The organism is uncultured Veillonella sp., assembly GCF_934190855.1.
GTDB lineage: Bacteria > Bacillota > Negativicutes > Veillonellales > Veillonellaceae > Veillonella.
Genome location: NZ_CAKPTN010000002.1, coordinates 1 through 15,934, shown reverse-complemented (window position 1 = coordinate 15,934; position 15,934 = coordinate 1). Strand labels below are relative to the sequence as shown.

The window sequence follows — 15,934 nt, the reverse complement described above, 5'->3', positions numbered from 1 at the left end:
TAATACATTTTGGTACTATCTACAAACTATTTTAACACCTCTGCCGGTGGTTCTTTACCAAACCATTTTTTATAAATCTCAGCATATTTGCCATTCGCTTTAATCTTAGCTAGGCCATCGTTAATTTTATTAAGGACCTCTGCATTACCCTTTTTCACAGCAATGCCAAGTGGTGCCGCATCATAGTCTTCTCCAGTGACTTTTGCGATACCTTTCCCCTTTCCATTAACATAATATTCATTTACCGGTGTATCGTTAATAACAACATCGACGCCTTTATTTTGTAGTTCTAAGAACGCGTCAACGATAATATTGAACTGCCGTACATCCGCATTTGGAACCTTGCTAGCAATTTCAGCACCCGTAGAGCCGATAGATACGCCAATACGTTTACCTTCTAGATCCTTAAAGCTATTAATATTTGTATTATCGATATTAACAACAAGGCCATTGCCTGCTATATAATACGGTTTACTAAAATCGACGGATTTTGCACGCTCTTCAGAAATAGTCATATCTGAAATAGCAATGTCGATAGTATTACTTTGTAATGCTGGTAACAATGCATCAAAGTTCAAGTTTTGAATGTCCGCTTCAATGCCTTCTTCTTTTGCAATAGCAGTAATAATGTCGATATCAAAACCGGCCAATTTGCCACTATCTTTATCTTTAAAACCAAATGGTGCATAGGTCGCATCAGTACCGACGCGCCATGTCTTTTGACTCGTAACTGTATTGCCACAGCCAGCGATAAACAAGCTGCTAGCAACGGTGAAAGCTCCTAAAAGAGCTGCTATCTTTTTAAATTTCATAATTCCCCTTACTGACTCCATTCTACCTAGAAAAAAGAGTTCTTTTTAATTACTAATATATCTATACTTACACTTCGAGCATAAATTTTGAACATAATAAAAATAATACCTCTAGAGGTATTATAGTATTATGATAACATTCGATATAGTTGCGGTCAATTAATCCAACCATACAAATAGGTTTTAAATACACATAGCTTTTAGCTATATCAAAAAGTTCATTCTAGCTATATAAAAAGACCGCCTTCACCAAGCACAGATAAAACTTGGTAAAGGCGGTAATTATTACGCTTTTTTAGCTTTTATGTACATAGCAACTTTGTACAAGAATGCACAGAGTAACAAGTACATTACGATGCTGAGGTATGTTGCTTCTGGAGTTTCAACCCAAGCTTCTGCAAATACATCAATACCTACAATGCGAAGTACCGCACTGAATAAGGAGCCAATAGCACCGCCGGCTACGAGACCGGAAGCAATTGTACTACCTTGAGCAAAGCGAAGATCTGCCAACGCTTTGTCTTTTGTACTATTTTGTACGAAGTACGCAATCAAGCCACCGATAAGTAATGGTGTGTTGATTTCCATTGGCAAGTAAGTACCCAAAGCAAATGCCAAAGGTGGAACTTTTATCATCCACAAGATAACTGCGAATAATGCACCAGCCATGTATAGAGGCCATTGAGCACTACCACCAGTCATCAAAGGTTCAATAATAGCAGCCATAGCGTTCGCTTGCGGTGCATTTAATGCATGGTCCCCTACGAAGCCATATGCATCGTTTAAGAGGATCATAACACCTACGGAAAGTACCGCACAAAGAATAGTACCAACGATTTGCCATTGTTCCATTTTCTTAGGTGTAGCACCTGTCATATGCGCTACCTTAAGTTCGGACATGAAGTTACCAGCCATACCGATGGTTGTACCGATAAAGGATGCCATCATTAGAACTGCAATCATGCCTACTTTACCAGTCATACCTGCTGCTGTTAAGCATACAGCGGAGATGATAATCATGAAGATTGTCATACCGGATACTGGTTCTGTACCTGTATAAGCGATGGAGCTAATACCTACTACAGATAATAGGAAGGACATAATAAGAACGATTAAGAATGCTACCACTGTTTGAGCGAAGCTTTCAGCATACATAAAGTGGAAGTATGCAGCAAATAAAACGGTACATAACAAGATACCCGCACCAATCCAAGACGTAGGAATATCGCGTTGTGTACGAAGTAAATTAACTTCTGCAGATTTAGAGCTGAAGATATCAAGCACTGCATTTTTTACAACGCTTGCCACTACTTTAGACATATTGAGTAGACCAATGATACCTGCCATCGCAAGCATACCGATACCAATATGACGAACATAATCAAGGAACACTTTACGGATTGGAGCCTCTGCCAAAGGAACAGCTTGACCGCCAATTTGCATGATATGTTCAGGAGCTAAATAGTACACGATTGGAATACATACAAACCAAGAGAAGAAGGAGCCCGCTGCGATAATCGCTGCATAGCGAAGACCTGTAAAATAACCAAGACCAAGCAATGCTGCGTCAGTATCTACGGCTGCAGTCAATTTAGTTTGATCTGCAAGAGCACTTCCCCATTTAAAAGTACTAGTACGAATAACCTCTTCCCACCAACCTAAGCTGTTAAGAATGAAGTCATACACGAGAGCAATGAGACCAGAGCCAAGCATGAGCTTCGCTTTACTACCTTCATTACTCATCAATACTTCAGCAGCAGCACGACCGCTTGGGAATGGATACACATAGTGCATTTCCTCAACGAAGTAGCGACGGAACATAACGCATAATAAAACACCTAAAACGCCGCCAAGGATAATAGGAATTGCCATTTGCACAAAGGATACATCTGTAACATTCCAGATGTAAAGCGCTGGCAAGAAGAACATAGCGCCCGCTAATGTGTTCGTACTAGAGCTAGCAATAGCCTGAATGTGAACCGTTTCAGCAAAAGCATTTTTACGTTTCAAAATAACTGCTGTACCCATAGCCAGTACAGATACTGGTGCAAAGGCATCTACAGTTTGACCAATCTTCAAACATAGATAACCTACGGCCAGTGTAAAGATTGCCGCATAGAATAGACCCCAGAATACTACATACGAGTTAATCTCTACGTAATCCTTCTTAGGATCTAACACCGGTTCTACGGGCGGAATTGAACGAGTTTCGTCCGACATAGTAAAACCTCCTAACATAAAAAAGTACAAACGTATAACTATTCACCTTTATACTAACACGGTACTATGCTTGGTTCAATGGTTTTCTATACGTTATGCGAATAAAATATCGATTCATCTATAAATAATTATTTTGCAATTTTAGCTCCCCTGTTCTACAATGAAAGTAAATTAAGAATCTCTATATGTAACAGTATTGAATACTGCCATGTATAACAGGTATGTTTACTTACGAGGAGGCTTTATTATGGAATCAATGGTTGAACGTTTTGTACGCTACACAAGTATAAACACACGGTCTAATGAGGAAAGCACTACTATTCCTAGTACGCAATCACAAGTAGATTTTGCAACAAACGTACTCGTTCCCGATTTAAAAGCAATCGGCTTAGACGAAGTTATTTATAATAGAGAAAATGGCTTTGTTATCGGCACACTCAACGCTAATACAGACGAAAAAGCCCCTGCTATCGGCTTTATCGCTCATATGGATACAGCTGATTACAATGCAGAAAACATCAAGCCTCGCATCGTAGAGAACTATGATGGTGGCGATATTTGCCTCAACGAAGAACATCAAATCTTTACCCGCCGCGAAGACTTCCCTAATCTAAAAAATTACATTGGTAAATCTTTAGTCGTAACAGATGGTCTTACTTTACTCGGCGGTGACGACAAAGCTGGTATCTGTGAAATTATGGAAGCCCTTGCCTACCTCGTTGCTCATCCAGAAATCAAGCACGGTAAAATCATGTGCGCCTTTGGTCCAGACGAAGAAATCGGCACTGGCGCCGATCACTTTGATGTAAAACAATTCCCTGTTGATTTTGCTTATACTATCGATGGTGAAAGCCTCGGCCAGCTTGAATACGAAACATTTAATGCCGCAGGTGGTACAGTTACGCTTAAAGGTGTATCTGTTCATACAGGTACAGCAAAAGGAATCATGATTAACTGTGCTAAACTTGCAATGCAATTTGATGCTTTACTCCCTGGTGCTGCTGTTCCTGAGCACACTTGTGGTCGTCAAGGTTTCTTCATGCTTATGAGCATGGAAACACAAGTAGATACTGGCAAAATGAACTACATCATTCGCGACCATGACAAAGAATTATTTGAAGCGAAAAAAGCCTTCTTCTTACAAGCAGGTCAAACATTAAACGAAATTTACGGTCGTGAAGTATGTGAAGTAACTGTTAAAGACCAATACTACAACATGTACGATGTGATCAAAGATAATATGGAATGCGTTAACGTAGCTAAAGCGGCGATGGAAAAAGCAGGTATCACGCCTCTTTGCGATCCTATTCGCGGCGGTACAGATGGATCTAAAATTTCCTTCATGGGCATTCCTACACCAAATATCTTTACAGGCGTAGAAAATCTACACGGTCGTCACGAATTTGCATGTATCGATGACATGAAAAAAGCGGTTGAAGTTATCGTTAACATCGTAAATATCGAAAAATAATATATTTAGATAATTAAACTAGCTTACATCAACACAATGAAACTAGTAATTACAATACCATCAAACTTTAAAATTCATTAACCGTCAAAAAGGGCTATACGAGTTATCGTATAGCCCTTTTAATTTAGTCATAATAATTATCGAATTACATGCTACGCAAGCTGTCCATTGCCTTTACGATTAATTCGTTCTTCTTCAGCGCGAGCTTTCAAAGAAAGATCTTTTTCAGTACCTACATAACGACCGTAGAATAAGTAGTAAGCAACAAGTGCCAAAAGCGCTACAACAACAGTTACATGGAACATGCTTGTATAGCCCACAACCTCTTTAATAGCCCCCAAAATATAGGGACCAAAGCCTAGACCCATATCTAAGGCGATAAAGTACGTAGATGTGGCGACACCGATGCGGTGAACAGGTACAATTTTAACAGTTACTGCTTGTCCGTTAGACATAAATGTACCATAGCCTAGGCCCACAAATACAGCAGATAAAAGAACAAGCCATGTAGAATGAGCGATGGATAATAAGAAGATACCAAGTGCTAAGGATACGAAACAAGGATAGAGAACAAAATTTTCCCCTTTCATATCAAAGAGAATCCCCAGTAATGGTCTTGTTATAGTAATGACTACGGCATAGACAACAAAGAAGAATGTCCCTGCCATAATAAGATCAAGATCTTTTGTGTAGGCCGCCATAAAGCCGATAACACCAGAGTAGGCAAAGCCTACAAGCATAGATACAAGGCTAATAGAATTCATACGGGGTTCAATGTAATCGGAAATTCTAATTCCCTTATGTGCTTCTGAATCAATATCGAGCTTAGGTTCATTAAACTTCATAATAACGGAACCGATGCCACAAAGAATAATAAGACCAACACAGAAGGCAATAATAAAATCATAGCCAAGGTTATGGAGCATTAAAATGCCCAAGAACGGCCCTACAGCGGCGGCAAGAGATGTAGACAAGCCATAATAGTTAATCCCTTCCCCACGGCGCGACGTAGGAATTATAGCGGCTACGATAGTGCTAGTAGCAGTCGATGTAATACCATAAGCAAAGCCATTTAAGAACCGAACACTATCAAGGATTAACAAGCTAGGTGTGTAGAAATACATGGCTGTGGAAATCAAATATATCAATAAACCTAAATAAAGCATTTTACGACAGCCTAAGACACTAATAAATCGCCCTGCCAACAAACGAGCCACAACGGTACCGATAATATAAATACCAACCGCTAAACCAGCTTGGCTCGCCGTAGCATGGAGATTATCCTTTGCTACAACAGCAATAATAACGATTAATAAATAATAAATTAAAAATACTAAGAAATTAATCAAAGTGTCGAGGACAAAGGATTTTGTCCATAAGGCATCTTTAGCCTTATCCATAATATCAACTCCATTTTCCAAAATGATTGTCAACCAATTTGTGACAACGGTTAATTATAGACCTCTCATTTCAAAAAGCAAGAATTAAAATGTTATACACCTCATAAATATTTTTTATAATAAATAGGTTTCATTGATATATCCTCTGATTATATCCATTTTAAAAACTCATATATATTTACGATAACAAAACACCTTTAACAGTTAGTAGCGAGTTCAAAAGACTCAACTTCAACCATTAAAGGTGTTAATTTTAGATCTATTTAATTTTAATCTATTTAGTTTTAATCTATTTAGTTTTTAAGCCACAAGCCTTAAAGAAATTCTTATAGGCTTCAGCCTTTTTCGCCAAACTCAAAGGATACGCCCGCGATGTAGATGGTAATCGCGTCAATGTTAGTTCACGACCATTATACACATACGGTATCGTTTCGCCCGTTTTAGGTAGTTTTACCTTTTCCGGTAAAAGGCTCAATAACACTTCTGTAGCCTTACCACCGGTGGTCCCAATATGTTTACAATGCGGCACTTGTTCCAATACTTCAGCGAGCGGTACAGGTTCAACTACCTTCAAGAACGCATCCGATGCATTTCCCTTTTCTCGAATAGCTTTCAAAACGGTAGGACAAGAAGCAATGCCGATTTCAGATAAGAATGCTTTGATTTTATCCGCATCAAAGGCCTTTTCCTCACCTTTTCTAAAGTAATCCTTATCATCAAAGAATACTAAACCATATACGCGCCACATATCGTTTTGAAAGTTAGGATAGTGAAATTCCATAGATCGTTTTTCAGAAGCTGGCGGGAATGTTCCCATCGTCATAACCGTTGCATTCTTAGGCAAGAATGGCGGAAATGGTCTCGTTTCAATTACATCTGCCATTGATCATCAACTCCTTTCACAATCTATTATGGACTTTACTTTCACCACAACAAATGAACTATGTCACAGTTTATAACAAATAAACAGGATACTGTTGGTAAATATAGTCACCCTATAAACAATTAAAACTCAAATGCCTACTATTATTGACCGATTGGTTGAGATACTAAGGTGTTGATATGGTCAAAGCCAACAGGTGTTGGAGATACGAGGTACAAGCATACTACTGCAGCCACAGCAAAGCCAATCGCTAGGTAAGAGAAGCTGCCATTACGAGGGAATTCATACAAACCAAAGAGGCGAATACCTACAGCAGCACCGATAGCTGTAATCAAAGATGGTATAGAGAAGATATTATAAAAACCAAATACCACCATAAGACCTGCATAACCACCTACTACAGTAATCATAGGCAACATGCGATCCATAGGATTTGGAATGGAACGGGTAAGCGCTGCTGGATAATAAGAAGCCTCTACACCGAACATACCTAAAAATAGATTAAAGTCAGCCCAAATAGTTTCCCAAGGACCTTTAAAGGCATCTCTATGATTGCCTGCGTACCAAGCAAAACCAGTAATGATTAAAATCGCCAAGCCTGCACAGATGAAATAGTATTCACTAGGAATTTTAGGGCCTGCATAGGCACCTACCGCTGTTACTACAGCACTCAAGATAGATGTTACTACGACACGGTGTAAACGAGGTCGTTTATTTTCAGGAATGCGTTTATATACAGTAGCTAGCAATTCTAATACAAAGCAAGCCATAAAGATGGCAATACCTGCAGCAGGTACGAAGAAGGCCGCCACCAAGCTTAAAATGAACGGAATGCACAAGCGCCATTTAGGGAATAGCACAAGATCTTTATAGTCTAAACGAACATCTTGTGTTTCCATAGTAAAGTTGTTGTACACCACAAAGAGCAACATAAAGGCGATTACATCTACAGCAGTAGCACCCCAAATCAATAGAGTTGGCACTATAACCATAGATAAAGCCACCCCAGAGACGCGAGATAGGCCAGCTGCCGCTAAGCCCAATAATAAAAACGGTATTAAAGCAGAGATAATTTCAAACATAATAATCCTCCCATCATTGTATAAATTTAAGTATATAGTATCTACTACACTACATCAAGGAGAGATATATTTTTTCATAGCTAGCCGCTTTCGTACCGCTGTGGCAGAACAGCCCATTACCTGTGCAATCTTGGCAACGCCATACCCTTGAGCACGAAGTTTTTTAATCTTATTTTCGTCTAAATCGAGGGTATTGGTCCGTATTTCTATACCTCGGTCGCGTAAATACATCGCTACCGTAGAGCCACGAACTCCATAGGCCAGACCAATATCATCGGTACTCATATGGTGCTGTATATATAAATAGGCCATCTCCTCTACTCGTTGAGGTTTACGGCCTTTAGGCGTCATACAAATCCCCATATGTCGCAACACATGATGCACCTTCCAACGAGATACGCCATACATTCGAGCAATAGCATCTGTACTATTCCCACTTTTATAGGCTCTACAAATGCGTACTACATCTACAGATACATTCTTGCTCGATCGCTGACAGACCAAACCATATTCTCTCATTCGGCTGGCCATAGTCGTGATGGACACATCATATCGCTTTGCTAAAGAATGGAGCGACCACTTCCCCGTCTCATACAAGGCTTGTACATGAACCATATTAATTTCCTTCTTAAGCGGCCGCCGCTCTATATCATACGCTTTCATACGTCGCATAATAGTATCGACACTACATTGAAAATACTCTGCCACATCGCGAACACTCCACTGCTTTTCTACATATAATTGTTCTAATAACTGTTTTGGTATAACGCGCACATTACGATACATAACATCACCTTTCCTTCTGGACGAACTCCCTTCCCTATTATTGTGAAAGTTCCATCAAGAAAAGACAACAAAAAAGAGGTTCCTAATAGTCACATAGGTGACCAATAGGAACCTCTTTCAATATGTAATTATATGCACCGCATACGATAGGTGTAATTCTAGATGCTATCACAATATGTATGCATAAACTATCAATCTATCTATTTACTTACCAATTACCAGTAAGATCATTAGCTGATAGTTTGGTTAGCGATATCTTCGCTCAAGGGCTTTAGGCTTGCCTAAAATAATAGACCACTTCATCCCCTCTTTTAGAGCATGATTAGATTTATGCCGACGAGTCGAAGTCACGGAAGGAGCAGTTGGAGCTGTTGTAACACCTACACTCTCAACAAGAACACGCCCCTCTTTAGATGCTTTATCTCTCTTAAACTCGGCTAATCGTTCATTCAAGGAAGGACCTGTAGTAGCTTCACGACTAGATCGAGTCGTACTCGTCGAATAACTTGATGAGCTGCTAGTGCGTTTCTTAGGTAAAACCTCAGTATCTTGTTGAGTTGCTGTAGCCGGTGTAACTGCATCATTATTTGAGCGATTTTTGAATGTTCTCTCATCTACTTCAGGAATAGAATCGTAGCGTCCCTCTAGCTCCTCTTTCGTTAGTAAGGGAGCCTCTCGATGCTGATTCTCAATCGGTCTATTTTTAAAAATATCTCGATAGAAATCATCATCATACAACAAATCCTCAGGCGAAGGTTCTGCAGGCTTTTTCTCTATGGAGATACCGTATTCCCGCTCCATATCCTCCCAAGTCATTCCGGAACTTGAACTTTCATAGCTTTCATACTCATCAGATTCTTCGTTATTCTTGCCTCTTATAATAGAAAAGGCAACGTAAGCGATGATACCTAACACAATGATAGGATTATGCGAAAAGATAGATAGCACTGTAGACAAAATAGAGTCCATAGCTACTCCTATTCACTATCTGCTAAGTTTTCACGCATTTTAGTGTCTGCAATAATATTGTTCATATTGTAGTAATCCATAACACCGAGATTACCATTTCTGAAAGCTTCTGCCAATGCTTTAGGAACTTCAGCTTGTGCTTCCACAACCTTAGCTTGCATGTCTTGTGTTTTAGCACGCATTTCTTGTTCTGTCGCAACAGCCATAGCACGGCGTTCTTCAGCACGGGCTTGAGCGATTTTCTTATCCGCTTCGGCTTGGTCAGTTTGCAATTGAGCACCGATATTACGTCCAACGTCTACGTCAGCGATATCAATGGATAAGATTTCAAATGCAGTACCCGCATCAAGGCCTTTACCCAATACAGTACGGGAGATGTGATCTGGATTTTCCAATACATCTGTATGCTCTTCAGAGGAACCTACAGTCGTTACGATACCTTCACCAACACGGGCGATAATCGTAGCTTCACCAGCACCACCAACAAGGCGGTCGATATTAGCACGTACAGTTACACGAGCACGAACCTTGAGTTCGATACCATTTTTTGCTACTGCAGAGATGATTGGTGTTTCAATCACTTTAGGATTAACGGACATTTGTACCGCTTCCAATACATCACGACCTGCAAGGTCGATAGCTGCAGAACGTTCGAATGTCAAAGGAATAGATGCGCGTTCAGCGGCGATCAAAGCATCTACAACGCGGTCAACGTCACCACCTGCAAGGTAATGCGCTTCAAGCTGATTTACATTAACATCAAGACCTGCTTTATTAGCTTTAATCAAAGGCATTACGATTTGGGATGGATTTACACGACGTAAGCGCATACCTACGAGTGTAAAGATACCAACATTAACGCCTGCTGCAAGAGCAGATACCCAAAGGCCTAATGGCACAACATACAAGAACACCATAATCCCAATCAGTAGAATGGGAATCAAAACTAAAATACCTACATCCATAATAACCTCCATTATATACGACGATGTGGTGAAAGCTTAATCACGCTTTCTAACAATATTGCGGCCCCCTACAACACGAAGCACCACAATCGGTGAACCGGCATCGATGAAGTCCCCTTCGGTTACAACATCTACCAAATTACCATCGATTTTAGCAATACCAGCAGGGCGCAGAGTAGTATGAGCTACGCCTTCTTTGCCAGCTAAGTCCTCTAATACATCATTAGATACATAGCCCTCGTTAGTCGTAGATCGTTGCCCTAAGGTAAACAATTTGCCTATCCAAGTCTTTTCAAAGTGATTAAAGAACACGATGATAAGGACAATTAGCAAGGCCGTTAATCCCAGTACTGCATACAAAGCTACCGTTCCTTCCCCAAGAGCTACAAAAACACCCCAAAGGAATACGGAATAACCGATAAGTCCTAAAATACCACCCGGTACAACGAGTTCTACTGCCATCAGAGCAATCCCTATGGCCATCCAGATTAAAAACTCCATAGGCCCTCCTCTCTATAATTAATTTTATACAACTTATATACTCATTATACAATATTAAAAATAATTTATAAAGATAATTAATAAAAACGACTACTTTCACAGATACAAATCTGATCTAGTAGTCGTTTATTATAGGAAGTAAAAACAAGTTGGGCTTATAAACACAAAGGTTTATATTGCAGCCTCACTAGCAACTTGAATTATACTTCAGTTTTTTTCAATTGGTCATTACCAACGCCTGTTTTTTGAAGGATCAACAAGCTAATGCTCATCGCCATACCTACTACAGTGGCAAGGCCCATACCTTTTAATACTACAGGACCTACAGCAAGTTCTGCACCGCTAAGACCTACAACGAGAATAACGGATGTAAGAATCATATTAACAGGATTTGTGTAATCTACTTTACGTTCTACTAACATGCGTAAGCCAGATGCAGCGATGATACCGAACAATAGAATGGATACGCCACCCATAACAGGTACTGGAATTGCATGGATAAGAGCGGCTACCTTACCTACGAAGGAAACGATCATAGCAAGAACTGCAGCACCACCGATTACCCATACGCTAAAGCAACGAGTGATTGCAAGTACACCGATATTTTCACCGTATGTCGTATTTGGCGTAGCACCGAAGAAACCAGAAAGGATATTGGCAAGACCATCCCCAAGCAAGGAACGTTGTAAACCTGGCTCTTTCATCAAGTCTTTAGCAACGATATTACTAGTTACAACCAAGTGACCAACGTGCTCCGCAAATACTACGAAGAGAGCCGGCATAATCATGATGATTGCATTAATATCAAACACAGGCATGCCGTAGAATTGCGGCAAGGAGAACCATGGAGCAGCCTCTACACCAGAGAAGTCAACAACACCCATAATAGCGGATAATACATAACCGGAAACAACCCCGATTAGAACTGGAATAACGGCTAAGAAACCACGGAACACAACAGTACCAAGCAAGGTAACAACTAAGGAAAACATTGAAATAAAAATAGCTTGGCTGTGGCTCATACCTAAATCTTGATTACCAATAAGGCCAGACATACTCATCGCAACTGGAGCTAATTCCAAACCGATAATAGCTACGATAGCACCCATCGCCGCTGGCGGGAATAACTTATCGACCCAACGAGTACCAATATAACGAACGAGAACAGATAAGATTACAAAGGAAAGACCAAATACAACGAAGGCACCCTTTGCCGCTTCATAACCAAGACCTGCAGATAACACACCTGCTACAGGAGCGATAAAGGCGAAGCTAGAACCGAGGTAAGCTGGAATTTTACCTTTACACACGAATAAGTATAGTAATGTACCAATACCATTCATAAATAATGCCGTTGCAGGATCTACTTTCAGTAAATAAGGTACCAATACAGTAGAACCAAACATAGCGAATAAATGTTGGAAACTAAGTGGCAACATTTGACCCCAGGATGGGCGTTCTTGGATATCAATATAATCCTTCATCTTTTCTCCTCACACACAATACAAGTACGTTGCATTTATACAGCACCTCTTGAGAGATGCTATATAAATCCACACTAAATATATTCACCTTATACTATATAAGTTAAATATCAACGTTCAGACCTAGGTCGTCTACGGGTTGGCGTTTTAGCCGTTCTCGGTCTAAAAGGACCCGGCATTTCCGTCTTTTTAGGACTTTTCGGAACAGTCGGTTTGAATCGGCTTTGTGTTTCCTCACGTAAGGAGGGTAAATCCTCAACTGTACCGACTTGCTTTACGCCTTCCACATTACGACGGCCAATGCTAGCTAATAAACCAATGGCCATAAAGTTCATCAACAAAGAAGAACCACCATAACTAACAAATGGCAATGGTACACCAGTTACAGGCATAATGCCACACACCATGGCGATGTTAAATAAGGCTTGTCCACTAATGAGCAAGGTAATGCCCATGGCTAACCATTTGCCAAATTCATCACGAGCCTTATTAGCAATACGGAATCCATAGTAGGTGAAAGCCGCTACTAAGATGACAACAAATACAGCCCCAAGGAAGCCCATTTCTTGAGCCCACACAGCAAAAGCGAAGTCTGTATGTGCCTCTGGCAAGTAAAAGTACTTGGACGTACCTTGCATAAAGCCTTCCCCTAGGAAGCCACCAGAGCCAACAGCTAACAAACCTTGTACAGTTTGGTAACCCATATCTTGTGCATGAGGCCATGGATCAAACCAAGACTGAATACGTTCCCATCTGTACGGCGACGTACGAGCTGCAATAAAGCCAAGGAACCCGGCTACGGCAAAGGCACCACCAAAGAATTTTCCATCAAATCCGGCTAAATAAATCAGGATAAAGGAAAACCCAAAGATTAGTATCGTTGTCCCCAAGTCTGGTTGGAAGAAGGTTAACCCTGCAAATACTGCGGGCCAACTTAACATAGGAAACATATAACTGATGCGCTCACCAAAATAGCCTTTCATATTGATCAGCGGATTCGTATGACGAGGCTTGCCCCATTTTCTTAAGCTACTCAACTTAGCTGATGTCCATATAAGGGCAGCCAATTTAGCAAACTCAGAAGGCTGTACAGATATGGGCCCGATTAAGATCCATCGGCGAGCACCATTGATAACAGCGCCCATAATGAGTACTAACACTAACCCAACAAGCGTAGCAACCATAATGCGGTGCAACATATGATCCTTCTGTAATTGTCGATAGTCATAGCGGTATAAAATAATCCCTGCCGCTAACGAGATTAATAAAAAGACAATATGTTTCCAGAAATAGCCTAAAAGCCCTGTATTTTCATAAATAGAGCTGATATAGGTGGCACTAAAGATATTCACACTACCTATAATAGTAATGAGTACTATAGGTAAGAGCATACCTTGTAAATCATTTCTAAAGAGTGAGCCCCACCGACTATCCCCCTTATTCGGTGTTTCCATATTAAGCCTCCTTTTGTACTTTTGGCTTAACTGCTTCTAAGCGGAAAATAGGTTGCCCTTTTTTACTAAATTTCTCTTCGTATTCAGTTTTAACGTTTGGAAGATCGGTACTATGTAAATCGTACGTTACATTTTTAAGTTCCCAACCGCATTCTTTAAACTCTTCAAGAGAGAACATAAATAAACCTTCATTATCTGTCTTGAAGTGCACTTCGCCACCATCTTTTAAAAGGCGAGCATAGCGGTCTAGGAAGGTATGATATGTAAGGCGGCGTTTAGCATGTTTTGCTTTAGGCCATGGATCACAGAAGTTAATGTAGAAACGATCTACTTCACCTTGCTCAACGATCTCTTCGATACCTGCAATATCAAAGAGACATACCTTAGCATTATCGCGTTCCCCTTCAAAGATTTTTTGTGCTGCGTAGTAAATAACGCCAAGCTGTACTTCAAAACCTACAAAGTTAGCATCTGGATATGCTTCAGACATGCCCGCAATAAAGCGGCCTTTCCCAGTACCAAGCTCCATATATAATGGACGCTCTGGATGAGCAAATAACTCACGCCATTTGCCTTTATGTTCTTCATGTCCAGACAAAATGATATGAGAGTCATATTCGTGGATAGCTTCATCAATCCACGGTTTTCTACGAAGGCGCATACTTTCTCCTTACATCTATTTCAATAATGTATTGTTTATATTTATTGTTACAGGTTATATACCTATCTTATTAATTATAGAAAAGGGGGACTTAAACGTCAATTACATTTCCCTCGGCTAACACATAAAAAAGACCTACTTCCGAAGAAGTAGGTCTACATTTTATTCAAAAATCATAGCTTCTAGATTTTCAATTTGATATTTGCTGAGGCCAAGCTCAGATAAACTCTTTTCAGATGCACTGAATAGATTATTTTTACCAACTCGAGTACCTAACGCTGCTGCCGCTACCAATTCACGATCTAATTTACCTAGACGAGAACGATTACGATTTTGAGGTTTCGGTTTTTTCATACGGAACGTATTATATTGAACCCCTTCCTTTGCTTCCTCAGTCTTCTGCTTTGTTAAAGCAGCCCCATTAGTGCCATTCCCCAATAAAGCACTAAGACCTGTTTGCTTAGGAACCATTTTTTCGTAATCAGCACCAAACTCAGGGCGCTCATCACGCAATTGATCGAATGTAGCTAAGGCTGCATTCATTTGCTTCAAACCAGCAGCAGAGTAAAGTTGACGAATCGCAATACTCACCTCTTGCGGCGTCAACGTACCTCGCTCGATAGCAGAAGCAATTGTACTCTTTAATGCACCTTGATCTCCAGACGCTGTATAGCGACCAATTTCAACCAAGTCTTTTTGACGTGCATTGAGTTCTTTAGGCGTATATATGTTTATCTCAGATATAGACGGTGCCTGCTTAGAAGGCTGCTCTCCCGCCCCATTAGCCTCGAACATATAGCCACCGGCGACGATGGCCAAGGCTAATGTTAAGGTTAATACTCTTTTCAACGTCTTATAATCTCCCTTTTTATTAATACTAAATTGTATAATACCGCATTAAACGCATACATTAACAACAATTTTATTCTACTGTAATACATACTGTAGATATTATTATATAATACTTCATCTAATTTTTATAGTCCTATTCGAAAAAAATCTATATTTTTTTAACAAGTTTTATATATTTATAAAATCTATAACAATATAAAATGCAGTAGATATCTTTTGAAGATAGATATCTACTGCATTTATGAGGGAGATTAATTAATTAATATTTTAGCAAACTAAAGAGACAGAATTTGTTTTGCATCAGCTACAATTTGTTCTAGCGAAACACCATTTTCTCGTAAAAGTTCAGTTGCATCATAACGATCATGGAATTCTTTAGCAATACCATAGTTTT

The 15,934-nt window shown here is 40.0% G+C and carries 14 protein-coding genes; 1 reads left to right on the top strand and 13 read right to left on the bottom strand.

Annotated features, from left to right (window positions below; all coding sequences use genetic code 11):
* Nucleotides 1–26 precede the first annotated feature (26 nt).
* Nucleotides 27–812, bottom strand: a complete 786-nt coding sequence (locus Q0F90_RS00365) for a basic amino acid ABC transporter substrate-binding protein (RefSeq protein ID WP_296001949.1) — start codon at nucleotides 810–812, stop codon at nucleotides 27–29.
* A 285-nt stretch (nucleotides 813–1,097) separates the two neighbouring features.
* The gene (locus Q0F90_RS00360; RefSeq protein ID WP_296001946.1) at nucleotides 1,098–3,032 is read right to left on the bottom strand and encodes an OPT family oligopeptide transporter; all 1,935 of its coding nucleotides are present in this window, start codon (nucleotides 3,030–3,032) and stop codon (nucleotides 1,098–1,100) included.
* A gap of 247 nt (nucleotides 3,033–3,279) precedes the next feature.
* Between Q0F90_RS00360 and pepT the strand changes: the two genes are divergently transcribed.
* Entirely contained in the window at nucleotides 3,280–4,503 is a 1,224-nt protein-coding gene (gene pepT / locus Q0F90_RS00355; RefSeq protein ID WP_287290972.1) for a peptidase T, read from the top strand.
* Nucleotides 4,504–4,655: 152 nt separating this feature from the next.
* On the opposite strand, the gene Q0F90_RS00350 is transcribed toward pepT, so the two are convergent.
* From Q0F90_RS00350 to Q0F90_RS00300, 11 genes are all read right to left on the bottom strand, one after another.
* A complete protein-coding gene (locus Q0F90_RS00350) occupies nucleotides 4,656–5,903 on the bottom strand; it encodes an MFS transporter (RefSeq protein WP_296001937.1) in 1,248 nt (415 codons plus the stop codon).
* Between the two features lie 289 nt (nucleotides 5,904–6,192).
* Nucleotides 6,193–6,786, bottom strand: a complete 594-nt coding sequence (locus tag Q0F90_RS00345) for a DNA glycosylase (RefSeq protein WP_296001936.1) — start codon at nucleotides 6,784–6,786, stop codon at nucleotides 6,193–6,195.
* Nucleotides 6,787–6,929: 143 nt separating this feature from the next.
* Entirely contained in the window at nucleotides 6,930–7,868 is a 939-nt protein-coding gene (locus Q0F90_RS00340) for a hypothetical protein (RefSeq protein ID WP_296001933.1), read from the bottom strand.
* A 54-nt stretch (nucleotides 7,869–7,922) separates the two neighbouring features.
* On the bottom strand, nucleotides 7,923–8,654 hold the full coding sequence (locus tag Q0F90_RS00335) for a sortase (RefSeq protein WP_296001929.1): 732 nt from the start codon (nucleotides 8,652–8,654) through the stop codon (nucleotides 7,923–7,925).
* Between the two features lie 246 nt (nucleotides 8,655–8,900).
* The gene (locus tag Q0F90_RS00330; RefSeq protein WP_296001927.1) at nucleotides 8,901–9,623 is read right to left on the bottom strand and encodes a hypothetical protein; all 723 of its coding nucleotides are present in this window, start codon (nucleotides 9,621–9,623) and stop codon (nucleotides 8,901–8,903) included.
* Nucleotides 9,624–9,631: 8 nt separating this feature from the next.
* Entirely contained in the window at nucleotides 9,632–10,588 is a 957-nt protein-coding gene (gene floA, locus Q0F90_RS00325) for a flotillin-like protein FloA (protein ID WP_129823811.1), read from the bottom strand.
* 36 nt (nucleotides 10,589–10,624) lie between these two features.
* Complete coding sequence (locus Q0F90_RS00320) at nucleotides 10,625–11,089, bottom strand: NfeD family protein (RefSeq protein WP_296001925.1); 465 nt, start codon at nucleotides 11,087–11,089, stop codon at nucleotides 10,625–10,627.
* A gap of 200 nt (nucleotides 11,090–11,289) precedes the next feature.
* The gene (uraA, locus tag Q0F90_RS00315; RefSeq protein WP_296001923.1) at nucleotides 11,290–12,573 is read right to left on the bottom strand and encodes a uracil permease; all 1,284 of its coding nucleotides are present in this window, start codon (nucleotides 12,571–12,573) and stop codon (nucleotides 11,290–11,292) included.
* Between the two features lie 110 nt (nucleotides 12,574–12,683).
* Nucleotides 12,684–14,027 (bottom strand): FtsW/RodA/SpoVE family cell cycle protein, encoded by a 1,344-nt coding sequence (locus Q0F90_RS00310; protein WP_296001919.1) that lies wholly within the window; start codon nucleotides 14,025–14,027, stop codon nucleotides 12,684–12,686.
* Nucleotide 14,028: 1 nt separating this feature from the next.
* Nucleotides 14,029–14,688 carry a tRNA (guanosine(46)-N7)-methyltransferase TrmB gene (trmB, locus tag Q0F90_RS00305; protein ID WP_296001916.1) on the bottom strand — a complete coding sequence of 220 codons (660 nt, stop codon included), beginning with the start codon at nucleotides 14,686–14,688 and terminating at the stop codon, nucleotides 14,029–14,031.
* A 162-nt stretch (nucleotides 14,689–14,850) separates the two neighbouring features.
* Nucleotides 14,851–15,537, bottom strand: coding sequence for a carboxymuconolactone decarboxylase family protein (locus Q0F90_RS00300; RefSeq protein ID WP_296001913.1), 687 nt, complete (start codon nucleotides 15,535–15,537; stop codon nucleotides 14,851–14,853).
* Between the last annotated feature and the right edge of the window lie 397 nt (nucleotides 15,538–15,934).

Bases quoted from the DNA above. Each gene is read 5' to 3' on its own strand.
- Q0F90_RS00365 (WP_296001949.1), bottom strand. From the start codon at position 812: ATGAAATTTAAAAAGATAGCAGCTCTTTTAGGAGCTTTCACCGTTGCT.
- Q0F90_RS00360 (WP_296001946.1), bottom strand. From the start codon at position 3,032: ATGTCGGACGAAACTCGTTCAATTCCGCCCGTAGAACCGGTGTTAGAT.
- pepT (WP_287290972.1), top strand. From the start codon at position 3,280: ATGGAATCAATGGTTGAACGTTTTGTACGCTACACAAGTATAAACACA.
- Q0F90_RS00350 (WP_296001937.1), bottom strand. From the start codon at position 5,903: ATGGATAAGGCTAAAGATGCCTTATGGACAAAATCCTTTGTCCTCGAC.
- Q0F90_RS00345 (WP_296001936.1), bottom strand. From the start codon at position 6,786: ATGGCAGATGTAATTGAAACGAGACCATTTCCGCCATTCTTGCCTAAG.
- Q0F90_RS00340 (WP_296001933.1), bottom strand. From the start codon at position 7,868: ATGTTTGAAATTATCTCTGCTTTAATACCGTTTTTATTATTGGGCTTA.
- Q0F90_RS00335 (WP_296001929.1), bottom strand. From the start codon at position 8,654: ATGTATCGTAATGTGCGCGTTATACCAAAACAGTTATTAGAACAATTA.
- Q0F90_RS00330 (WP_296001927.1), bottom strand. From the start codon at position 9,623: ATGGACTCTATTTTGTCTACAGTGCTATCTATCTTTTCGCATAATCCT.
- floA (WP_129823811.1), bottom strand. From the start codon at position 10,588: ATGGATGTAGGTATTTTAGTTTTGATTCCCATTCTACTGATTGGGATT.
- Q0F90_RS00320 (WP_296001925.1), bottom strand. From the start codon at position 11,089: ATGGAGTTTTTAATCTGGATGGCCATAGGGATTGCTCTGATGGCAGTA.
- uraA (WP_296001923.1), bottom strand. From the start codon at position 12,573: ATGAAGGATTATATTGATATCCAAGAACGCCCATCCTGGGGTCAAATG.
- Q0F90_RS00310 (WP_296001919.1), bottom strand. From the start codon at position 14,027: ATGGAAACACCGAATAAGGGGGATAGTCGGTGGGGCTCACTCTTTAGA.
- trmB (WP_296001916.1), bottom strand. From the start codon at position 14,688: ATGCGCCTTCGTAGAAAACCGTGGATTGATGAAGCTATCCACGAATAT.